General features: G+C 53.3%; 17 protein-coding genes. 8 read left to right on the top strand and 9 right to left on the bottom strand.

The window, feature by feature from the left end; all coding sequences use genetic code 11:
• Positions 1-2 precede the first annotated feature (2 nt).
• Entirely contained in the window at positions 3-914 is a 912-nt protein-coding gene (locus C8N36_RS23080) for a sulfotransferase (protein ID WP_170125974.1), read from the top strand.
• Between the two features lie 118 nt (positions 915-1032).
• On the opposite strand, the gene C8N36_RS23075 is transcribed toward C8N36_RS23080, so the two are convergent.
• Complete coding sequence (locus tag C8N36_RS23075; protein WP_141468272.1) at positions 1033-3351, bottom strand: hypothetical protein; 2319 nt, start codon at positions 3349-3351, stop codon at positions 1033-1035.
• A 236-nt stretch (positions 3352-3587) separates the two neighbouring features.
• Here C8N36_RS23075 and C8N36_RS23070 point away from each other — a divergent pair, with 236 nt between their 5' ends.
• From C8N36_RS23070 to C8N36_RS23045, 6 genes are all read left to right on the top strand, one after another.
• Positions 3588-5738 carry a GumC family protein gene (locus C8N36_RS23070; RefSeq protein WP_097807005.1) on the top strand — a complete coding sequence of 717 codons (2151 nt, stop codon included), beginning with the start codon at positions 3588-3590 and terminating at the stop codon, positions 5736-5738.
• 248 nt (positions 5739-5986) lie between these two features.
• A complete protein-coding gene (locus tag C8N36_RS23065) occupies positions 5987-7405 on the top strand; it encodes a hypothetical protein (protein WP_141468268.1) in 1419 nt (472 codons plus the stop codon).
• A 3-nt stretch (positions 7406-7408) separates the two neighbouring features.
• A complete protein-coding gene (locus tag C8N36_RS23060) occupies positions 7409-8350 on the top strand; it encodes a sulfotransferase family protein (protein WP_097807003.1) in 942 nt (313 codons plus the stop codon).
• A complete protein-coding gene (locus tag C8N36_RS23055; protein WP_097807002.1) occupies positions 8347-9381 on the top strand; it encodes a glycosyltransferase family 4 protein in 1035 nt (344 codons plus the stop codon). Before C8N36_RS23060 ends, C8N36_RS23055 begins: the two co-directional genes overlap by 4 nt.
• A gap of 11 nt (positions 9382-9392) precedes the next feature.
• A complete protein-coding gene (locus C8N36_RS23050) occupies positions 9393-10124 on the top strand; it encodes a hypothetical protein (protein WP_141468266.1) in 732 nt (243 codons plus the stop codon).
• A 120-nt stretch (positions 10125-10244) separates the two neighbouring features.
• Entirely contained in the window at positions 10245-10988 is a 744-nt protein-coding gene (locus C8N36_RS23045; RefSeq protein WP_245911046.1) for a glycosyltransferase family 2 protein, read from the top strand.
• An 86-nt stretch (positions 10989-11074) separates the two neighbouring features.
• Here C8N36_RS23045 and C8N36_RS23040 read toward each other — a convergent pair whose 3' ends face one another.
• From C8N36_RS23040 to C8N36_RS23005, 8 genes are all read right to left on the bottom strand, one after another.
• Positions 11075-11788 (bottom strand): sulfotransferase family 2 domain-containing protein, encoded by a 714-nt coding sequence (locus C8N36_RS23040; protein WP_097807000.1) that lies wholly within the window; start codon positions 11786-11788, stop codon positions 11075-11077.
• Between the two features lie 171 nt (positions 11789-11959).
• A complete protein-coding gene (locus C8N36_RS23035; protein ID WP_097806999.1) occupies positions 11960-12973 on the bottom strand; it encodes an NAD-dependent epimerase/dehydratase family protein in 1014 nt (337 codons plus the stop codon).
• Between the two features lie 107 nt (positions 12974-13080).
• Positions 13081-13953: a glucose-1-phosphate thymidylyltransferase RfbA gene (gene rfbA, locus C8N36_RS23030; RefSeq protein ID WP_097806998.1), complete on the bottom strand. Its 873-nt coding sequence runs from the start codon at positions 13951-13953 to the stop codon at positions 13081-13083.
• Positions 13950-14792 carry a dTDP-4-dehydrorhamnose reductase gene (rfbD, locus tag C8N36_RS23025; protein WP_097806997.1) on the bottom strand — a complete coding sequence of 281 codons (843 nt, stop codon included), beginning with the start codon at positions 14790-14792 and terminating at the stop codon, positions 13950-13952. The genes rfbA and rfbD overlap by 4 nt, the downstream gene beginning before the upstream one ends.
• A gap of 106 nt (positions 14793-14898) precedes the next feature.
• Complete coding sequence (locus tag C8N36_RS23020; RefSeq protein ID WP_097807015.1) at positions 14899-15441, bottom strand: recombinase family protein; 543 nt, start codon at positions 15439-15441, stop codon at positions 14899-14901.
• 226 nt (positions 15442-15667) lie between these two features.
• On the bottom strand, positions 15668-16714 hold the full coding sequence (rfbB, locus tag C8N36_RS23015; protein WP_097806996.1) for a dTDP-glucose 4,6-dehydratase: 1047 nt from the start codon (positions 16712-16714) through the stop codon (positions 15668-15670).
• The gene (rfbC, locus tag C8N36_RS23010) at positions 16711-17277 is read right to left on the bottom strand and encodes a dTDP-4-dehydrorhamnose 3,5-epimerase (RefSeq protein ID WP_097806995.1); all 567 of its coding nucleotides are present in this window, start codon (positions 17275-17277) and stop codon (positions 16711-16713) included. Before rfbC ends, rfbB begins: the two co-directional genes overlap by 4 nt.
• Before the next feature lie 40 nt (positions 17278-17317).
• Positions 17318-18367: a replication initiator protein A gene (locus C8N36_RS23005; protein ID WP_097806994.1), complete on the bottom strand. Its 1050-nt coding sequence runs from the start codon at positions 18365-18367 to the stop codon at positions 17318-17320.
• Positions 18368-19215: 848 nt separating this feature from the next.
• Here C8N36_RS23005 and C8N36_RS23000 point away from each other — a divergent pair.
• Positions 19216-20361, top strand: a complete 1146-nt coding sequence (locus C8N36_RS23000) for a calcium-binding protein (protein ID WP_097806993.1) — start codon at positions 19216-19218, stop codon at positions 20359-20361.
• The last annotated feature ends 520 nt before the right edge of the window (positions 20362-20881 follow it).

Raw genomic sequence — 20881 nt, 5'->3', positions numbered from 1 at the left:
TCTTGGAACCTGCTTCATCCCCCCCCAATAGTCCGCGCAACCTGATTATACTGGCCCTGCGCCGCTCTGGCACCACCGCGCTTTGGCGCACGCTACGCCAGGACCCTGGCCAAACCTGCTATGATGAACCTTTCAGTATGCTGCTGCGCGATCTGTCCGCAAACAATCACAAACACACCTGGGATGAATTTCTGGCTCTGCGCGACCGAGATCCCGCAGCCTGGGCGGCGTGCTTTGCCCCCATTCCCCGCCCCGAGGAAGTCACGCCGGGCTTAACCCCCGATCAAGCCGCCTATTTGCGCTATCTATGTGCCGATGGTCCTGTGGCGCTGGATGAAACCCGTATGACCGCAAAATTGCCGGCTATTGCGCAGGTTCAGCCAGATGCCGTTGTCTTGCATCTCTACCGCCATCCCGCGGCCTTCGTATCCTCACATATGATTGCCTCGCAGAACAAAGCCCCATTGCGCCAAAAGCTACACCAGATCGGCTTCTTCTTGCGCCCGTCCTATTTCGACAGCTGGGGGATGGAGCAGCTGTATCGGGATCCTATTTTGCCAAAGACAAAGGCTCTGATGCAAACTGCGGGTGTCATTGCTCCGCGTGCGACCGCCCCGGCTATTCACAAGCTGATGGCCATGTGGCTTGCTAGCCGAAGAACATTAGAACGTGATGGTTCTGCCCTATATGGTGAGCGCTTCATCTCGCTGTCCTTTGAAGATTTTTGCGCGCGGCCTCAGGCGCATCTGGACCGGATTTACGCGCTCGCTGATCGCCCGCCGCTTACGTTTGACACATCCAAACTGCATTCTGCAGACCCAGGTTTCCGTCCCGGTGATCCACGTTGGCGACGGGCAGCACAGGCTGTAGGCTTCTCCGAAGCTGAACTGGCCCTTTTCTTTCCTCAGAGCTAAATATCGATTTAGGGGGGCTTGCAGAAAACGGGTCAACCCATAGCTATTGGGCCCCTTTGAGATAACTTTGAACTCAAAGGGGCCCAACTACGATCTGGGCGTGTAAAGGGTCCGGGGCTCAGACACCGTTGAGCATCATGACCCGTGTTGCCGAAGCATACCATTCGACGTCTTCGACGGCCTCGGTGGTGGCGACCACTTCCACTTGCCCCGTGGCGCACTGGACCGACAGGCTGCTCAAACCCGAGCCAAGCCGGATCTCTTCGGTGAGTGGTGTGCACCATTGCAGATCGGCCTCATCCCATTTGCCCACTTGCCATGTTCGTATAATGGAATCCTGTGTAGGCCTGTTCTTGCGATATGCGACAACGGTGATGGAATACACACCGTCACTGGGGACCACAAAGCTGGCGGAGTGTGTTGTGGCATTGAGGCTGTTGGCCATTTTGCCGCCAACAGTGATTGGAACCTGTGCCATCTGATATTTTTGATCATTGTTGAAGTCACCAACAAAGGATTCTGCCCCAGCCACATTGTCCTGCATGAGCAGAGTGTTCCCGACCCCAGCAGTTGCAGTGTTGATAAACCGGATCGGAAAATTCCCCCGATGTTTCCGAATTCCCAAACGTGCATTTTTCGTGCTTTCGCCAATGTTGACTCCAACAGTATCTACTGTGGCTTCGCTCAAATCCAAGGAGAGACTCTCGATTGTACACGAATCTTGGGATACCAACTGGACAACTTCAAACGTGCCAGACGGGTTCTGACTTGTTGTTTTGATAAAGGCGCTGGCTACGGTGATGTTTTTATCGAGGTTACTGGAATCGATGCCCTTGAAAATTATGGGGGTTACCCCGGGAAGGTCGCCGTAGGAGGCAACCAGTTTTTCGAAATATAGATTTCGACTGTTAACCGCTTCGGCTGCGTCCGGGGCTATTCTAAAGACCGCATTTGACAGGCTGCTTGGGGACTGTGTTGAAACCGTGTCCGCATACCAATGCATTGGGCCAAAATGGCCATTTTGCATGGCGGATCCATCCAAAACGCCATGTGGGCGAAACGACGTAATCCCCCCAACCCTGAAGTTCAGGACATTCCGCAGCTTGAGGGTATTGAACCCATGCGCTCCTGGTGTGGTGCCGAGATAGTCTCCGCGATCATATATTTGGCCGATCTCAAGGTGCTCCATTTGCGCATCCTGTAGGCCAACCTTCGTAAGGTAAAGCAAATGCCCAGGGGCGGTCCCCAAAGGTAGGGCACCATAATCATCGTAACGCCCGCCATAAATATCGCCTATAATCCGGACCCTGTTGATACCCCCACCAACAATACCCATGACAAAATCATCAAAAGAGGGGTTTGTGATCGTCAGTCTCTCGCCGCTGCTCTCATCTGACTTTGGCCGCAATGTGATACAGGAAAAAATGGCGTGCCGTGCCGTGCCAAGCTTTGACTGAAATCGGGGGCGGTGGATTGTCACGTCAGAAGCCCCTTGGATGAGCATGTGGCAGCAAGCCGCGCCGCGCCCAAGAGCGGATGCACCAAAGAACGAATTTATGTCCGCTGTCAGGAAAACCTGCGCAGGTGTGTAGTCGATGTTATCTGGTGTGTAGTCTTCGGCGTATCCGCTCCATTCAAAAAATGGATCAACGAGTGTCACATCATGATCATTTTCAGATATCCATAACAGAGGAGCCCCCCAATAATCCCAAGACATTTTTCCACCACGGGAGAAATTCCAATGTGTACCACTTGTGAGGCGTATTGTGTCTCGGAAGGGGGCATCCGGTGTCGTTCCACCAATGTCGATCCAGTAATTTGCCCCTACGGTCCCGCGCACCTTTCGGCCTGCGGCCGCGACAAAAGCGGCACGATCATCGGTCACCCCGTCGCCCACAGCTCCGAGCTGTTCGAATGTAACAAAACCCTGATTGTCTGGAACCGCATATAGCTTGACACCGCCCTGGGTGATCAGATCGTGGTCCGTGGCGTCCGCGGATGCGATCTGATAACCATACGGCCCGCCAAAAACCGTTACGAAACGGCCTTCCGTTACGGTTTGCCTTTTCCGCGTCACATCATATGACATCACAGTATCGCTCAAAAGCTGTGGGACGGCCTGAAACTCACCTATACACTGAGGAACCATCGTGTCTTGTACGAAGGCCTCCAATTTCTCATACAGGAATTGTCCTTCCTGAGAGTAGATGAGCATCCGATAAGTGCCCTCCATGATGTAGCATAAATCAAATGCCCCCTCTGCATCCGCGATGATCGGGTTAGCCAGAGGCCGCGTCATTCCGGAATCCTCGTATAGAGGGTATAGGCTGTCAGAGTCCCCAGAGTAGACATAGCACCGGGCATGGGCCATTACATGGCCCATGGCTTCTATGGCATCTGTGGCCGTCTGGAACGTTGAGGGGTCAAGCAGGGGCATCGGGCATCTCCAAGCATTTGCGGAGGTCTCGAGCAGTGCGTTCGGCAGAAACCGAACAATGCTATTCACCATACCGCGTGTCTGAGGATACAAGTGTGTGACATGGTGGTTAATGGTGCCCTAGATCGGCGCGCGGTGCCTTTTGCACCTGGGAAATCTAAATATTTATTATGGATTTGCGGCGTGAAAGACCTTAAAGGTGAACCTAATTTTAGTGGGGCACCGAAATTTCCGCGATGGCTAAGAACCCAACCAGTTCTGGAACTGGAACGAACTCATACTCAGAAGATATTGACATTTTATCTCTCGTGTCCGTGCTGTGGCGAGGGAAATGGCTAATTGGCTTTTGCATGACCCTTACCATTCTGCTGGGAGGGTATCAGGCGTTTGTTGCGGCGACGCCAAAATATGTGGCGGTTGCGACCCTTGCTTTGCAACCGCAAAATGATCAGGTCGTGGATATCGAAAGTGTTGTGTCCGGGGCCTCGACCGATACATCTGCACTCAATACAGAGCTTGTGGTCCTGCGTTCACGAACCTTGATGCGCTATCTTGTCAAGGAATTGAACCTCACCGAGGATCCGGAATTCAACGCGGCACTGCGCGAACCTCCGAAATTTTCCAGCGGTCAGCTACGCACGGCTTTACGTGAATTTATTTTATCCAGCTTGGGCCGCCCAGAAGAGAGCACTACCCCAAACGCAGATGCACAACTGAACGCGACCATTGAAAACGTACGCGGATCTATATCCGTGATCAATCAACGCAGTACTTATGTGTTTGTGATCCGTGCAAAGACAGGCAGTCCCGCCAAATCAAAATTGATCGCCAACACACTGGCGCGTCTCTACATTCAAGACCAGATAGATGTAAAATTCCAAACCACCGAAAATGCCATCAACTGGCTGTCCACACGTGTGGTAGAACTTGAAGCCGAGTTGGAAGAAAAAGAAGATACGCTCAAGCAAAGAGCATCTGAAATAGACGTCACCACGACAGAAGCCGTCGAAGCACTTTACCAGCAGGTTCGTAATCTCCGTGACCGTTTGGCCCAAGCTGAAGTAGATGTCAGCGGTAAGCGTAATCAGGTGGCCTATCTCGAAGACTTGCGGGCGGCCGAAGATTACGATCTCATGGCTGCGGCCGTGCAAAATCCTGCACTCTCTCGCAACTTGGCGGCGGCCAACAATGGCGACCAGAATGCCCGAAGAGTCTTTCTCACCCGCTTCGATCAGAGCATTGAGCAAGCACAGTCGGCTTTGCTCCGTGCCGAAAGCCAGGCCGAGGCCCTTCAGATATCGCTAGATCGCCTAGATACGAATGTCGCACAACAGGCCGATCAGTTTATCGCACTTCAGCAGCTTGAGCGTGACACAGAGGCGACCCGGACACTTTATGAAACGTTTCTAACTCGCCTGAAGGAAACCTCGGTTCAGCGCGGACTACATCACGCCGATAGCCGGATTTTGTCGGAAGCCATACCGGGAGGCTACGTTGAACCACGCAAGAGCCGCATTCTTTTATTGTCGGCCATAATGGGATTTGTCATCGGTGCCGCGATTATTTTCTTCCGTCAGGTCCGTAATAACAAATTCCGTACCGCAGAAGACCTAGAAGCGGTGACTGGCTTAGCGACCCATGGCCAAATTCCCAAAATGCCTTTGCGAAAACGCAATGCACTGATCCCCTATCTCAGAGAGAACCCGACGTCTGCGGCGGCAGAATCTATTCGGAATATGCGTACATCCTTGCTTTTGACGGGGGGAGAGAACACTCCGCAGGTCATTTTATCCACCTCCTCGGTTCCGGGGGAAGGTAAGACAACACAGGCGGTCGCGCTGGCGTATAGCTGTTCGGGGCTAGGCAAGAAGGTATTGCTAATCGAGGGCGATTTACGCCGCCGCTCTCTCGACAACTATTTTTCCGCGCCCACCGGAGTCATCGCAGGTCTGACCTCTGCAGTGGCAGGCGATGTGCCAGTGCAAGACTGCATTTTCACCGACGAAAGTACAAACGTTGACATCCTCCTTGGTGAAAAGAGCCCACCCGTCAACGCCGCAGACTTCTTCTCATCGCTCGCGTTTGAAAATTTCTTGGCAGAGCTACGAGAGACCTATGATTTCATCATTATTGATGCGCCACCATTGCTCGTCGTGACGGATGCAAGGATTCTGGCACGATTGACCGATCGGATTATGTTTTTGGTCGCGTGGGACAAGACGGATCAACATCAAGTAGAAGCCTCGATGGCCCAACTGAATTTGATTGAAAGCAACCGCATTTCGCCTGTCCTGTCTCTGGTTGATGTCAAAGGTATGCAACGCTACGGTTATGGGGGGCGTTACGGAGCCTATGCCAGCTATGGTAACAAATACTATTCGTCCTAACAGGAGCGGGTCTAGGCGCGGACCGCTGGTCGCTGAGGCTGTTCACAAGCGTATAGTGTTTTCAGGTTAAACGATATTTTCTAGCGGATTTTAGCATCTAGAAAATCTTTTTTAGTGTGTGGATTTCAACCTACCCAAGCGAGCCTCAGGATTACAGTTCTGTGATTAGACATTTATCTCACGCACTTTTGGCAATGTCCGTTTTGACGGTTTTTGTAGCATATGCGTGTTCTTTTACCTGGTCCAAGATGAGCTACGACACGATTAACGCGGTGGTGCCGATCTGTCTAATTGGTATATCGCTATGGTTCGGGTACCAGATTGTAAAACAAGAACCTTATGCAATTTGGACACCTGCGCTCTTGTTTCTGGGACATGTGGCGTTGTTTCGTGGAATTGGGCCTCTCGTCTATATCTTTAGCAACCCAATCACCCAAGAAAAAATACGGTACGGAGCTTGGAGCATCACTGATGCGGAGCTCTTGGATACTCATCTTTTGAACAGTGTAGGATCCAGCTCAATTCTGTTGGGGTGCTTGCTGTTCTTGAGCACCATTGCCCGCCGAAAACCAGAGGTGGTCCCCACGGGCCCTAAGATATCTGTTTTGCAGGCTGCGATGTGTTTTCTCGTGCCAGGCGCGCTCATTCGCTATGGTGTTGTCATTCCAAATACTTTCGGCATTGCCCCGGCTTTTGTCGTGCCCGGTTTCCTGCTGAAGCTCTCTTTTCTTGTTGATATTGGGTTTGCGCTACTGGCTTTCCTTGCAGTGCGGCAAGGCGGTTTCGCGAAAACGATCTTTTGGATTTTGTTTCTACCACACTACTTTACCCTTTTTCTGGAATTCAAAAAATCAGCCCTCATGATCGGAGCGATGCTACCGATCATTGGGGCCTATATGGGCAATCGAAACTTACGAGGGATGGTGCTAAACCTTTTGCTCTTGGCTGTGATCTACATTGGCTCCCAGCCAATCGTGCACTACGCCCGCGCAGAGATGAACGAGATCTCAGGTTCAATCTTCGGAGCCTCCTTTTCACAAAGGGTCGAGATCGCCACAGGTGTTATCTTCGGCACAACCGACTCCATAGAAGACATTATTGCAGAAGACGAAACACAAAGTGGTTGGCTGCGCCTATCTTATGCTGCCAATCAGGCGATTGCGATGCGGGCTTACGATCTAGCGGGGCCTACAGATACGATCAGAAGCGTATGGCAAGTCTTCATCCCTCGATTTATCTGGCCAGAAAAGCCAAGTTTTATCTATCTTGGCAGCGATTTCTACTACGTCATTACCGGACGGGATTCCACGACGCTTGTGGGATCTACCATTCACGCAGATTCCTACTGGAATTACGGCTGGCCAGGTGTGATCTTCATCGGCTGTGCGATCGGTGTGTTCTTTGGCTTTGCCAGCAATTTGGCTTTGATCTTTCTTCGGCGCCACGACTTTATCTATCTTCCCGCAATCATGCTCTCGATGGACATAGCCATGCGGCAATTGAATGGCTGGGTGCTGACAGGGTTCTTTGGTCAGATGCCCTTTTACTTCGCTTTCCTTGGGATGGTGTGGGTTCTCTCCCAAATTGCCACCACACTTGCGAAGGAAGCAGCCCCTCAATCTGCGCGCCCCAATGTGCTTCATTCTGATCCCTCTAAAACTGCTTAAAATATGAAAAAAATGCCTTCCAACTCTAAATTTCCTTCCCTATTTCTCATCGGCGCACCCAAGTGCGGCACAACCTCGCTTGCGGCGTGGTTATCTGAGCATCCAGACTTGTTCATGTGTGCGCCAAAGGAACCGGATTTTTACGCCCCTGATGTGGCATCTTCTATCGAAGCTGGTAACATTGATGCCTACCGTGCGCTGTTTTCATCGGCGCAACCTGATCAAATCTGCGGCGAGGCATCGACCACATACCTGCGATCCCAAGAGGCCGTGGCCGCAGTTTTAGAAGACGCACCCGACGCCCGTTTGGTGGTGTGCTTGCGCCACCCGATAGACTTGGCAGCCTCGATACATGGACAATTGGTACGGACCGGGCGCGAGGCAGAAACCAGCTTTACAAAGGCTTGGGCCTTGCAAGACACCCGGCGGGCCAATCCTGCGCGCCGCAGATCCGATCACAACCCTGCAGATCAACTGTATGGCGATATGGCCATGCTCGGAACTCAGGTCGACCGGCTTTTGCAAGTAGCCCCTCGCGATCAGGTGCTTTTCATCTTTCTGGAGGATATGAAGCGCGACCCAGGATCGGTTTACCGTGCAATCCTCACCCACGCCGGAGCTGTTGACGATGGGCGAAAAGATTTTCCGGTTCTCAACGAACGCCGCGCACCGCGGTCCCTTTTTCTAGCACGTCTAAGCCACATGGGGGGGGCCGTCAGGCGGCGGTTGGGGTTCAAGAACGGGTTCGGGCTCGGGCGGATAATCAACCGCACAAATGAGGCGGCACCCACCGCAGGGAACGCACCGGATCCGTCTCTTCGGGCTGAGCTTTTGGACTTTTTCCGCAATGACATCGCGCTGTTGGCAAAGTTGACTGATCGCAACCTGGACCATTGGTTGAAATCCGACGCGCAGCCTGTGCCTCAAGGAAACAAGCCCCTATGAAAGACAATGGTTCACAGCCAATCTATGTGGTCCATCTGATGCGTGCGGATGCACCGGTCTTTAGCATTGAGCGGGTCTTTCGGGATGTGCGCTCGCAGTTACCATCTGACGTGCAGGTTCGGGTCTGGCAATGCCCTTATCCCTCACGCGGGATCATACCGCGATTGCGGGGGGCTTGGGCCGCCCGTAGTTTAGATGCCGATGTGCTCCATGTGACCGGTGATGCGCACTATCTGACAGCTTTTTTGCCGCGCGCGCGCAGTATTTTGACAATACACGACCTTGAATTTATCCGTCGCGCCCGCGGTTTGAAGCGATTTATTCTCTGGTTTTTCTGGCTCCGCATCCCCGTGAGCCGCGTCGCGCGTATCACCGCGATTTCAGACGACACACGTCAGGATATTCTGGAGCATGTGTCTCTTGATCCGGAGCGGGTTGAAGTGGTTGTAAACCCGGTTTCTGCCGAATTTACCTACAGCAACAACACGCCGGTCGAAAATGCCCCGCTGCGTATTTTGCAGATTGGGACAAAGCACAACAAGAACATCGATCGATTGGCCCAAGCACTTGCCGGATTGTCGGTACAGCTCTTTATTGTTGGCCGCCCGACCGAGGTTCAAGAGGCGGCGCTCAAGACTGCTGGCATTCCCTTTGAGTGGCAGGTGGGGTTGAGCGACGAAGAGCTTGTTCTTGCCTATCGCAATTGCGATGTGCTGGCATTCTGTTCGACCTCCGAAGGCTTTGGCCTGCCGATCATCGAAGCGCAAAGCATCGGGCGCCCCGTGGTAACAAGCAATCGCGCACCAATGCGCGATGTTGCGGGTGGGGCTGCTATCTTGGTTGATCCCGAAGATCCTCAAGACATGCGCCTTGGCTTTGCCGCACTGATAGATACCCCCGCACGCTATGCAGAATTGGTCAAGCAAGGGGTCGAAAATGCCAAAAGCTATCAACCAGACCAAATAGCCGAATGCTATGCAGACATTTATCGCGACATCGCCAAGCATCATAAAGGGAACTCTAAGGGATGAGTAAAAAAGCTATGCTGTGGCGGCGCAAGCTCTCTGCAGCCGTCGAACGGTCACCACATTTCTACCGCAGCGTGATGGTTTTCAGATACCGCAACGTCCCTTTTGTTCGGCGGATCGTGTCGCGCGGCCATGACATTGTCATCGAGGGCTTTCCGCGGTGCGCCAACAGCTTTGCCGTCAGTGCCTTTGCATTGGCCAACGGTTGGCGTGATCCACGCGTGGCGACTCATATGCACAGCCCCGCACAGGTGGTGCTGGCGGCTGAGTGGAATATCCCCACGATATTGAATATTCGGGCGCCAAACAAGGCAATCCCCGCCTTCATGGCCTTTGCCGGGAAGCTGGGTAAAATAGATGCCGCCCGACTGGGTACTGCTGATAAACGTGCCTGGGTGAATGAACAGACCCTAAGGTTTGCGCGCTTTTATGAAACGACCACTCCCCTGCACGAGCATTATGTTCTGTCGACGTTTCAGCAGACCACACAAGATTTTGGCAAGGTCATCGCCCAGACAAATGAACGGTTTGGCTGTAACTTCGACATTTTCCAACACACCGATGAAAACGTGCAAAAGATATTCGATTACCGCGCTGAACATCTCTCTCCCGATGCCTCACGTGACAACTTCAAGGCCGAATATGCTGAGCTCTACGCAGAAAAAGCCAACGCCTCAGCGCGTCAGCGGGCCGAAGACATCTACCTTTCGGCCTTGGATAAAAGCAAAATTGAGGTTCCCGATTGACCGGGGTAGCCCCGCGATATTCTTCCTTCAGACCTTGCGTTTGTAGGTTCATCTAACCCCCTACAATCGAAACGAAAACGCCATTTTTCGGAGTTTGAATACATTGCAAAGGACACTCACTTGCTGAAAATTTCAGTGGTTACGTCGGTATTCAACCGCAAGAAAACTATTGCGGAAACACTATCCAGCGTCGCATCCCAAGATTACGGTTTGGTCGAACATGTCATTCAAGACGGGGCCTCAACGGATGGCACCCTTGACGTCATCAAGACGGTTTCCGGACCAAACGTGGTCCTCAACAGCGAAGCCGATGCAGGCATTTATGACGGTATCAACAAAGGCATTTTGCACACGACCGGCGACATCATCGGCCTCATGCATTCCGACGATCTTTTTGCGGCACCGCATATTTTGTCCCGCGTTGCGCAGGTTATGGAAGATCCGGATATCGATGGTGTCTACGGTGATCTTGATTACGTCGCAGAGGATGATCTAAGCCGCATTGTGCGCAAGTGGCGGTCAGGGGATTATACACCGCAAAAGCTGGCCCGGGGCTGGATGCCTCCGCATCCAACTCTTTACCTGCGCCGCGCTGTTTTTGACCAATGGGGGATGTATGACACATCCTTCCAAATCGCGGCAGATTACGACGCGATGCTCCGGTATTTGTCAAAGGGGCAGATCCGTTTGGCTTATGTGCCCGAAGTTTTCGTCAAAATGCGGGTCGGGGGGGAAAGCAACCGATCCTTGGCCAGAATTGTGCAAAAGAGCCGTGAGGACTATCGCGCCATCCACAAGAATGGCGTTGGGGGCATGGGAACGCTTGCATTGAAAAACCTGTCCAAAATAGAGCAGTTTTTCTAAGGATCCGTCGCGGGTAAGCCGGACAGGCTTCAACAATGAAGACCTATCGGCCGCCCCCTTAGAAGGGGGCGTTCTTCGGCTGGGATTCAATCAAGACTGTAGTCAAAACGATCAATAATATCCTTATTGAAAAATCGAACGGCTGAAATAAGATCTGCATCATTATTGAACACTTCTGCAGGCGTTGTGTTCTTTTTGGGCCGTATTCCGTCTTTTGTACGAATAGAACTTACCAAAACAGAAAGCCCCCTCAGACTTTCCTTTTTAGCCTCCAGCTCTTCCGTATCATCAATAATATTCTCGAACCGAATAAAATAATCTATTATGTTCTTCCCATTAATCTCATATTGATGACTGTTACGATTCAAAACATGCGGGTTTTCCTTGATCCAGTCGGTGAACGAAATTTTATGTTCAGAACTGTTCATGGCGAAAAAATAGGATGACACCAATGTGTCATACGGATTTCTGACTATCGCGATTTTATAAGCATTATCAAATACTTCAGGCCCCAACCTCTTCCGCGCCTCCAAGGCGCTCAAATGGTTGTTGAACTTCTTTGGATAAGACCTGTAACGCACCGTTCTATAGACATCGGCAGCATCAAATTCCGCTATTGGCTTTAGATAATTTTGGGCCCCTGGAAATCCAAGTTCAGATCTGGCCTTCTCGTCATTTGGAGTAACCGGCGTAATAATATCATCCTGATTAGCAAACTTTGAAAGCGCAATTTCGAAAGACGTACCCGCTACCTTTCTAGCCTTAAGAAAAATAATATTGGCATCCTTGAGATAAATCATGCTCTTAAAACTCCCAATTTTGAAAACTTGCTAGCATCTACATTGTTAGCGGCGACATTGGCAATCCTTTCGCCCCAAGTCGCCCCGCCCCCCGGCAAAAGTTGAATTTTGAGGCGACTTCGACAGAAAAAGGGGCACATTCAACAATGTTTCAGCCCCCAGCGCCATTTTCTACACTCGGTAATAATCTCGGTACCACTCGACGAAGCGTTTTACTCCGTCGCGCATGTCGGTTTGCGGACGATAACCCGTGAGGGTTTCAAGCAGCGCGGCATTGGCCCAGGTGGCAGGAACATCACCGGGTTGCATATCCATCATGTTACGGGTGGTTTTCTGGCCAAGGGCGTCTTCGATCGCCTCGACAAAATCCATCAACCGTTCGGATTTGGAGTTGCCGATATTGACCACCCGGAACGGCGCGACGGGGGACAGGCTGTCGCCCTCGGGCACCACGCCATTTTCGGGGCGGGCAGGGGTCGCATCAAACATCAGCAGGCGAATGGCGCGGACCAGATCGGTGACATAGGTAAAGTCGCGGAACATTTCGCCATGGTTGTAGACATCAATCGGATCGCCTTCGAGCGTCGCTTTGACAAATTTGAACAGTGCCATATCCGGGCGCCCCCAAGGGCCGTAAACCGTGAAAAATCGGAACATCGTTGTCGGCATGTCGTAGAGGTGGGCATAGGAATGGCCCATAGCCTCGGTCGCCTTTTTGGTGGCGGCATAGATCGTCATCGGCGTGTCAGCCTTGTCGGTCTCGGCAAAGGGCATATCGGTGTTGGCACCGTAGACAGATGAGGTCGAGGCCATCATCAAGTGCTGCACCTTGTGGCGGCGCGCGCCCTCCATCACGTTGAACGTTCCCACCACATTGGCATCGACATAAGCGCGTGGATTATCAAGGCTGTAGCGCACACCGGCTTGGCCTGCGAGATGCACGATGATCTCGGGCTCAAAGCCATCAATGGCCCCGTCAATGGCAGCGCGATCCTCAAGCATGGCTTCCGTGGCCGTAAAGGTGGGGGTTTGTGCCAGCATCGCATGACGGCGCTGCTTTAAGGTGACATCGTAGTAATCGGTCATGCCGTCATAGCCGTGTACGGTATGACCTTCGCTCAGCAGCAAATGCGCGAGGTGATAGCCGATAAAGCCGGCAGTTCCGGTGATGAAAATGCGCGCCATGAGACCAATCCTTCTTCTCTATGCCTTTGCTTTAAACGCAGATGGCACAGGGGGAAAGCCTTGGGGCGTGTTCGGGTGTTCTTTGCCTAAAGGGGCCATGTGGCGGGTCATCCGACCAACCTTTGCAGGTATTTCCCATAGTTGGTCTTTTTGAACAGCTCGGCGCGGGCGCGTAGCTGGTCACGGGTGATCCAACCGTTTTCAAAGGCGATCTCTTCGGGGCAGCCGACTTGCTGGCTTTGGCGATCGGACAGGGTGCGGACAAAGTTACCCGCATCAAGCAAAGACGCGTGGGTGCCCGTATCGAGCCATGCAAACCCACGGCCCATTTGTTGGACGTTCAAGAGCCCGTCATCAAGGTACGTTTCCAGCAAGGATGTGATCTCAAGCTCGCCGCGCGACGACGGTTTTACACGGCTGGCGCGCTCGGATGCAGTGCCATCCAGGAAATACAGACCCGTGACCGCATAGGGTGACGGTGGCACCTCGGGTTTCTCAATGATCTGGTTCACCGTGCCATCGGCGGCAAAGCCCACAACGCCATAGCGCTCAGGGTCGGCCACGCGGTAGCCAAAAACCGTGCCGCCGGTGGTCTGCGCATCGGCGGCGTGCAGTTTATCCGGCAACCCGTGCCCGAAAAAGATGTTGTCCCCCAGAACCATAGCCGATGGCGCGCCGTCCAGAAACTCTTCGGCCAACAGATAGGCCTGCGCCAGCCCGTCCGGAGACGGTTGCACCAGATAGGTCAGCGACAGGCCCCACTGGCTGCCGTCGCCAAGGGTGCGAATGAACTGGTCTTGATCTTGCGGTGTGGTGATGATGCAGATCTCGCGGATGCCGGTCAGCATCAGGGCAGACAGCGGATAAAAGATCATTGGCTTGTCATAGATCGGCAGCAGCTGTTTCGACACACCCATGGTGATCGGGTACAGCCGGGTGCCGGACCCGCCAGCCAGAATGATACCCTTGCGCGCTGTCATATCTTGAGCTCCTTCAGGACGAGGGCCAATCCAGCCTCCCACTTGGGCGGTTTAATCCCGAAATCCGCCGTCAGTTTGGCACAATCAAGTCGGGAATTGAGCGGGCGCTGCGCCGGTGTCGGATAATCGCGACTGGGAATATCCGTGACCATCACATTGCGCCCCGCCTGCGCAAAGATCGCGCGGGCGAAACCGGCCCAGCTGACGGCGGGTTGCCCGCCATAGTGATAGGTGCCGCCCACAGCGCCTGCTTGCATCTGCTGCGCCATTTTGAGCAGTGTGGCGGCGATATCTGCCGCCGGAGTAGGCCCGCCGATCTGGTCAGAGACCACGCCCAAAGCATCGCGGGTGTCTGACAGGCGCAGCATGGTTTTCACAAAATTCGCGCCATGGGACGAGAACACCCAAGAGGTGCGCAAAATCACGTAATTGCCGCCAGCCGCGCGCACGGCCTCTTCGCCTGCCAGTTTTGTGCGGCCATAGACCCCCAAGGGCGCAACCGGGTCATCCTCGCGCCACGGGGCTTGGCCGGAGCCATCAAAGACGTAATCGGTTGAAACATGAAGAAAGGGGATGCCCAGACCGGCGCAGGCGCGGGCCATTTCTTCGGGAGCTGCGGCGTTGATTTGATGGGCTGCGACCGCGTCCTCTTCAGCTTGATCGACGCCTGTATAGGCGGCGGCATTGATCACCACAGATGGGGCATGGCGGGCGATGGCGGCCTGTGCCCTGCCAGGCCTTAACAGATCCGCCTCAGAACGCCCCAGAGCCAAGACATCCGCCTGGTGCTGTAATTCTTGTGCCAACTGGCCAGACTTCCCAAAAACAAGGATCACAATATATTCCTTAACACAAAGCGGATGCAGGGCCTTCCCATCCCGAGGGGAAGATACCCCTCAAACAGATTGCGGACAATCCATGCCCCGCCACCCAAACGGCAACAGGTCAACCGTTCAAAATCCGGTGCACGGACATCCGGCTGATCCCCATCGTCTCTGCAATTTTGTACGTGGACAGCCCCTCGGCCTTCAGCGCATGCACCTTGCTCCGGTCAATAGACGGCTTTCTGCCTTTGTAGACACCCTTCTTCTTCGCCTTGGCGATCCCCTCGGCCTGTCTTTTGCGAATGATGTTCCTTTCAAACTCGGCGAAGGCCCCCATCATGTGTAGTTGCAGTTTGGCAAGGGCATCCGTCTTGTCTGTGGAAAAGGTCAGCCCCTCAGACAGAAAGGCAATAGAAGCCCCCTTGTCATTGACTGTCTGGATGATGTCCTGAAGGTCTCTCAGGTCGCGGGCCAAGCGGTCAATCGCATAGACCTGAACTATGTCCCCCTCCCGGATGTAGTCTAGCATGGCTTGCAGCGCAGGGCGGTCCTTGGCGCTCTTTCCGGACATCTTCTCTTCGAACATCTTGTCGATCGGGCCCAAGTCCTGACGATCAAGGTTCTGCTCTGCAGTGCTGACCCTACGATATCCGACATATGCCATGATATTCTCCAAGAACGGTAACATTTGGCTTTAGAGTAAGAGTTGAGCGGCAACATATACAATAAAAAGCACTCTATTGTTGCCGTCCAATCAGTAACAGGCGTTAGCACCGCTAGGGTCTGCCCTTATGTTTCCACCCACGGATGCCGAAAATCCCCCTAAGGCAATCCACTTCTAAATCAGAAAATCTCTGCCCTCGGCAGGCCGGACTTCGAAGCGCTTGACCTTACCCCGATTTCACAGATCCCAACCGTTCTCCGACCCCGTCACGGGCCTGCAGGGCCTGCCACCACGCACGGTTCTCAAGATACCACGCCACGGTTTTCTCAAGCCCTTCTTCGACGGTCACCGAGGGCCGCCAGCCCAGCTCATCGCGGATGCGCGCCGGATCAATGGCATAGCGTGCGTCATGGCCGGGGCGGTCTGTGACAAAGGTAATCAGATCGGCATAGGCCGCGTCCTTGGGCTGCAAGCGATCAAGGATGGCGCAGATGCACTGCACCAACTCAAGATTCGAACGCTCGTTCTCGCCACCGATATTATAGCTGCGGCCCAGCTGACCCTGTTGCAAAACCAGCAGCAGCGCTTCGGCGTGATCTTCGACATAAAGCCAGTCGCGCACGTTCGATCCGTCGCCATAGATCGGGATCGGCTTGCCGGCCAAAGCGTTCAGGATCACCACGGGGATCAGCTTTTCAGGAAAGTGATAGGGGCCGTAATTGTTGGAACAATTGGTCAGCAGCACCGGCAACCCGTAGGTTTCGGCCCAGGCGCGCACCAGATGGTCGCTGGCGGCCTTGGAGGCAGAGTAGGGGCTGCGCGGATCATAGGGCGTATCTTCGGTGAACTGCCCGCTGGCACCCAGCGATCCGAACACCTCATCGGTGGAAATGTGGTGAAAGCGAAAGCCCGCAGGCCTGCCCTGTGTCATCCAATACGCCCGCGCCGCTTCAAGAAGCTGGTAGGTGCCGGTGATATTGGTCTCGATGAAGGTGCCCGGCCCGTCGATGGAACGATCGACATGGGATTCTGCCGCCAGATGCATCACCGCATCGGGCTGGTGCTGTGCAAAGACCCGGTCCACGGCCGCGCGGTCGCAAATATCGACCTGCTCAAAGGCATAACCGGGTGCACCCGCGACGCTGGCAACATTACCCAGACAGGCCGCATAGGTCAGGACATCGAGGTTGACGATCTCATGGCCATCGGCAATGGCGCGGCGCACCACGGCTGACCCGATAAACCCCGCACCGCCCGTCACAAGGATCTTCATAGCGCGGCCTCATAGGTGAACGGGTTGTCGATCTCGCTCAGACGCGGGGCCTGAGCATCCTTGTCCGATAGGATCGGGGCGGTGCTCAGCCCCCAATCAATGCCCAGATCCGGATCATCCCAGCGCACGGCCCCATCACAGTCCGGCGCATAGTAATCCGTGCATTTATAGACAATCTCGGTGTCCGCGACACGGGTGACAAAGCCATGCAGACACCCCGCAGGGATCAAAAGCTGTTTGCCGTTATCCGCCGTCAGATCAACGCCAACCCATTTCAAATAAGTCGGGCTCCCAAGCCGGACATCGACGACAACATCAAACAACGCGCCGCGTCCGCAGCGCACAAGTTTGGCCTGCGTATGCGGCGGGGACTGGTAGTGCAGCCCGCGCAGGGTGCCCGTCGCGGCAGAGACCGAATGATTGTCTTGCACAAAGTCATGATCCAGCCCGCTCGCAGCCATACGGGCGCGGTTCCAGCTTTCGCTGAAAAACCCTCGGGCATCCCCAAACCGCTGCGGCGTCAAAAATTTCACACCCGGCAGGAAGGTATCCTCGACTTTCACAACTCATCCTCTTCACAGTCTTGGCAGCACAGGTTTGGCCCTATGGTGCCCCGCGCCTTTCATACCAGCGGTGGCAAAACCCCAAAAAGGCTTTATCCGCATCGCGCGGGCCATCAAGCCCGCCGTCAGACATCCAAGAGCGCCACTCTTGCTCAAGGTAGTAAACATCCCAGCCTGGAGCCGCGAGCTTGGCCTCATCAAAGGTCTGGGACAGTAGGCGCTGCGTAGGCACGACATCCACGACGTCTTTGGACAGCAGCATCGTACCTTTATTGCTAAACACCACCTGATCATCCTCAAGGCGCAGCTGATAGTCAGGCAGGTGGTCATGTTCCAGATCTGCAGCAACAATGCCCTGCACCAATCGTTTGAATTCGCGCAGCGATGAATTGGAGCCGCATTTCTTTTGCAGCAAGGCAAGGCCGATGCGCCATTCAGCCTTCATGCCGCAATGTTTGCGCGCGATCTCATAGATCCGCCGCTCCAGCGGTTTGCGCAGGCGAAAGTAATCACGGTGCAAGGTCAGCACTTCGTTCGAGCGGATGGCGTTGAACACCCATTCCGACAGTTCGACCTCAACCTCTTGCATGCGGCCATCGCGGGTCTGGCGGACAATCTTGGCGCGGTCGATCAGGCCAAAGACATCCAGCTGCTCTTCGCCGCCCGTTGAGATGTTGGTGCTGATGGTGGTGCCGCGCAGCCGCTCAAGGGCAGACTTAAGCCCCTCATAGCCCTGCCCATTGGTCATGCGGTTGGTGGCCGTCAGCAGGTCATAGGCTTTGAAACGCACCTTGGAGCTGATCTCGTCGCCAGCATTGGCGGCTGCAATCAGCTGGCTGATACAGTAAATCAGGATATCGCGGTCATGAATTGTCGCCAGCCCCAGAACCGACGGGGTAATTTCGACAAAGCGATCTTTCATCTCGTAGCGACGCTGCCGGCGATCCGGTTTGGTCGACAATGAGAAAATCGGGTGCTCCATCGAGGCCATATCGCCCTTGGGAGCCGCGTCAAAGATATCGCAGACAAAGAAATCCTGGGTCGGGTGGCGGACAGGCAAAAGAGGCGGGCGGTGGCCGTGCGGATCCATTTATGACGGCCTCCTTTTCCAGAGTTTACCTGAGGGTTTTCGCGACAAAATTAGGTCTGTTTTGTGCGGCATATCTTTCGATATTTCACACACACCGCACCTTACTTCGATATTTCACACACAGGCAAGGTGCTTTCGATATTTCACACACAAATGCCTTCGATATTTCACACACAAAACCCGAGGCCTTTCGATATTTCACACACAAAGTTTCGATATTTCACACACAAAGTTTCGATATTTCACACACACCCCGCATGAAATTTCCGTTCAGTATCATGTGGTTACAAGGTGAAAAAAAACCGTAACACATACTTAACACATACTTAACACACAAAAAGGCGTGCGCTTCCTGTGGATAACTTTTGAATTTTTCATCATTCAAAGCTCCAAATCAGTGACCAAAGCATCGAAAACGATGCCCAAACTCCTTAAGAGTTAGAAAACCTCTTATAAGAAAGCAGCCAAATCCTGATCATCCTAGAAGCTGGGAACCTCCCGTTGATAAACAGCCTGCAAGGGCGCGTTTTCAGGACCAGTTTGATGGCACGCACCAGCACTAAAATCACACAGGTCAGAATAGATTTCTATTTCTCACCCTTGCCCCCATCAAACCGCCACAAGCCTATGAGAAAGACACTTTATCCCCCGGACGTTACGAAATTAGGATCAACCTATTGCACTAGTTGAAGATGAGATTGACCACTCCCGTATATCGGGTTTTAGGTCTGTACAAAGTCTTGCTCAATATAGACTCTGCTCTTATTTTGGATAAATACCACTTTAATTTTAGCCTATTTCCAATATAATGTTAACTTTAGTTTAACACTTTATGAGGACGACCGATCATGGCTGATCTATCTGGACTAGCAACACCTTTTAACGACCTGATTAAGGGCAACGGTGAAGACGACACCCTTGTCGGACTTGCTGGGAATGATACGCTCCGTGGCAACGGCGGTACCAACATCTACACTGGTGGCCTTGGAGATGATGTCTTTTTCATCTCTTCTCTAGCTACTCTGGAAACAATCACTGATTTCGCAAGCGGCGAAGACGTCCTCAATGTACAAGATCTGGGTTTGACCTATTTCAGCGAGTTTGACTCGGTGACAAGCACAGCAGCCGGCACGACACTCGTTGAAGGCGGAACAACTATATATTTAGATGGTGTGACCTCCGTCACAGCATCTGATTTTGACTTTCTCAGCATCAATGGCACCGTTGGTCCTGACCTGCTGATCGGCGATGGAACCGAAAATAAATTCCGTGGCCTTGAAGGTAACGATACCCTAATCGGACTAGAGGGTGACGATGAACTGCGTGGTGGTGAAGGCGATGATCGGGTCTTTGGTGGCGACGATAATGATTTGGTCGTTGGTGGTGCCAATAACGATACAGTTCACGGCGGTGATGGCAATGATGATGTTCGCGGCGGTACTGATGACGACATCCTTCGTGGTGACGCAGGTAACGATACCCTGTTTGGCGAAGACGGCAACGATGTCCTGAATGGCGGAGACAACGACGACTTCTTGTTCGGCATGTCTGGCGACGATAGCCTGTTCGGCGGCAATGGTCTTGACAGGCTCTTCGGTGGGACCGGAGTTGACCGTCTCAGTGGCGGCGAAGGCGATGATCGGATGCACGGTGGGGCGGACTCTGACCTATTGAAAGGCGGCATTGGCAATGACGTGCTCATTGGCGGTGAAGGCAGTGACTTTTTGGTTGGCGGCGACGGCAACGATTCCTTTGTCTTCAAGACTGATGAGTCTGCCATCGACGTTATCACCGACTTCACAAGTGGCGAAGATCTACTGATCGTCAAAGCGCTTGGCGTGAGAGAGATGGCAGACGTCACTCAAACGATATACGGCGATGATCTTGCAGTGTCCTTCGATGGTCTTGACCAGCTCATCTGGCTGGCGGACCAGGCCGGAACAACGCTGACAGCAGATGATTTCAAATTTGATGAGAGCATCATTATCGAATAAATCAGACCGAGATCTGATTACCGGTTCGTTCAAAGACGGATCCAAACGGCCCCCTGAACGCGTTCAGGGGGCCGTTTGTGTTCCCGCAGCAAGGGTTTGAGGTGCAGTGCGCATCTCTAGTCAATCCAAACCGGTGCAGGCTGCGCTGCCGGGCTTACTGATCAGAGAAGCCGTGCACACTAAAAGGGCGAAAAGACGGGGTTTTGAAAAAAAACACACCAACGAGCAAAAAACACGAAAAAAGCGCTTGCGGCCCCCAAAAGACATCCTTATAGAACGACTTCTCAGAACGATGCACACTGCATCACGGCGACAAGCACAACGCTTCGAACCAAGGGCTGGGACGAAATATTAAGGTAGAACAAGGCGTTGCGCGCTGGGTAACTTGCGCGGATGTTTTGTGTTGCCTTGGGTCTTAGGATCCGACGTTATTTGACATTGTGACTATCTGAAGAGATATGTGGGCAGTTTTGGTTCATTCGATGAACAAATGTCTGCATATCAGCATTCCTAGGGGCTT

Source organism: Pelagimonas varians, assembly GCF_003208435.1.
Lineage (GTDB): Bacteria > Pseudomonadota > Alphaproteobacteria > Rhodobacterales > Rhodobacteraceae > Pelagimonas > Pelagimonas varians.
The sequence above is the reverse complement of the archived record's forward strand: the minus strand, read 5'-3'. Positions and strand labels throughout refer to the sequence as shown.

Coding starts and splice junctions, on each gene's coding strand:
- C8N36_RS23060 (WP_097807003.1), top strand. CDS start 7,409: ATGAAAAAAATGCCTTCCAACTCTAAATTTCCTTCCCTATTTCTCATC.
- C8N36_RS23020 (WP_097807015.1), bottom strand. CDS start 15,441: ATGGCATATGTCGGATATCGTAGGGTCAGCACTGCAGAGCAGAACCTT.
- C8N36_RS23070 (WP_097807005.1), top strand. CDS start 3,588: ATGGCTAAGAACCCAACCAGTTCTGGAACTGGAACGAACTCATACTCA.
- C8N36_RS23000 (WP_097806993.1), top strand. CDS start 19,216: ATGGCTGATCTATCTGGACTAGCAACACCTTTTAACGACCTGATTAAG.
- C8N36_RS23065 (WP_141468268.1), top strand. CDS start 5,987: ATGAGCTACGACACGATTAACGCGGTGGTGCCGATCTGTCTAATTGGT.
- C8N36_RS23050 (WP_141468266.1), top strand. CDS start 9,393: ATGCTGTGGCGGCGCAAGCTCTCTGCAGCCGTCGAACGGTCACCACAT.
- C8N36_RS23055 (WP_097807002.1), top strand. CDS start 8,347: ATGAAAGACAATGGTTCACAGCCAATCTATGTGGTCCATCTGATGCGT.
- C8N36_RS23035 (WP_097806999.1), bottom strand. CDS start 12,973: ATGGCGCGCATTTTCATCACCGGAACTGCCGGCTTTATCGGCTATCAC.
- C8N36_RS23040 (WP_097807000.1), bottom strand. CDS start 11,788: ATGATTTATCTCAAGGATGCCAATATTATTTTTCTTAAGGCTAGAAAG.
- rfbA (WP_097806998.1), bottom strand. CDS start 13,953: ATGACAGCGCGCAAGGGTATCATTCTGGCTGGCGGGTCCGGCACCCGG.
- rfbB (WP_097806996.1), bottom strand. CDS start 16,714: ATGAAGATCCTTGTGACGGGCGGTGCGGGGTTTATCGGGTCAGCCGTG.
- C8N36_RS23005 (WP_097806994.1), bottom strand. CDS start 18,367: ATGGATCCGCACGGCCACCGCCCGCCTCTTTTGCCTGTCCGCCACCCG.
- C8N36_RS23075 (WP_141468272.1), bottom strand. CDS start 3,351: ATGCCCCTGCTTGACCCCTCAACGTTCCAGACGGCCACAGATGCCATA.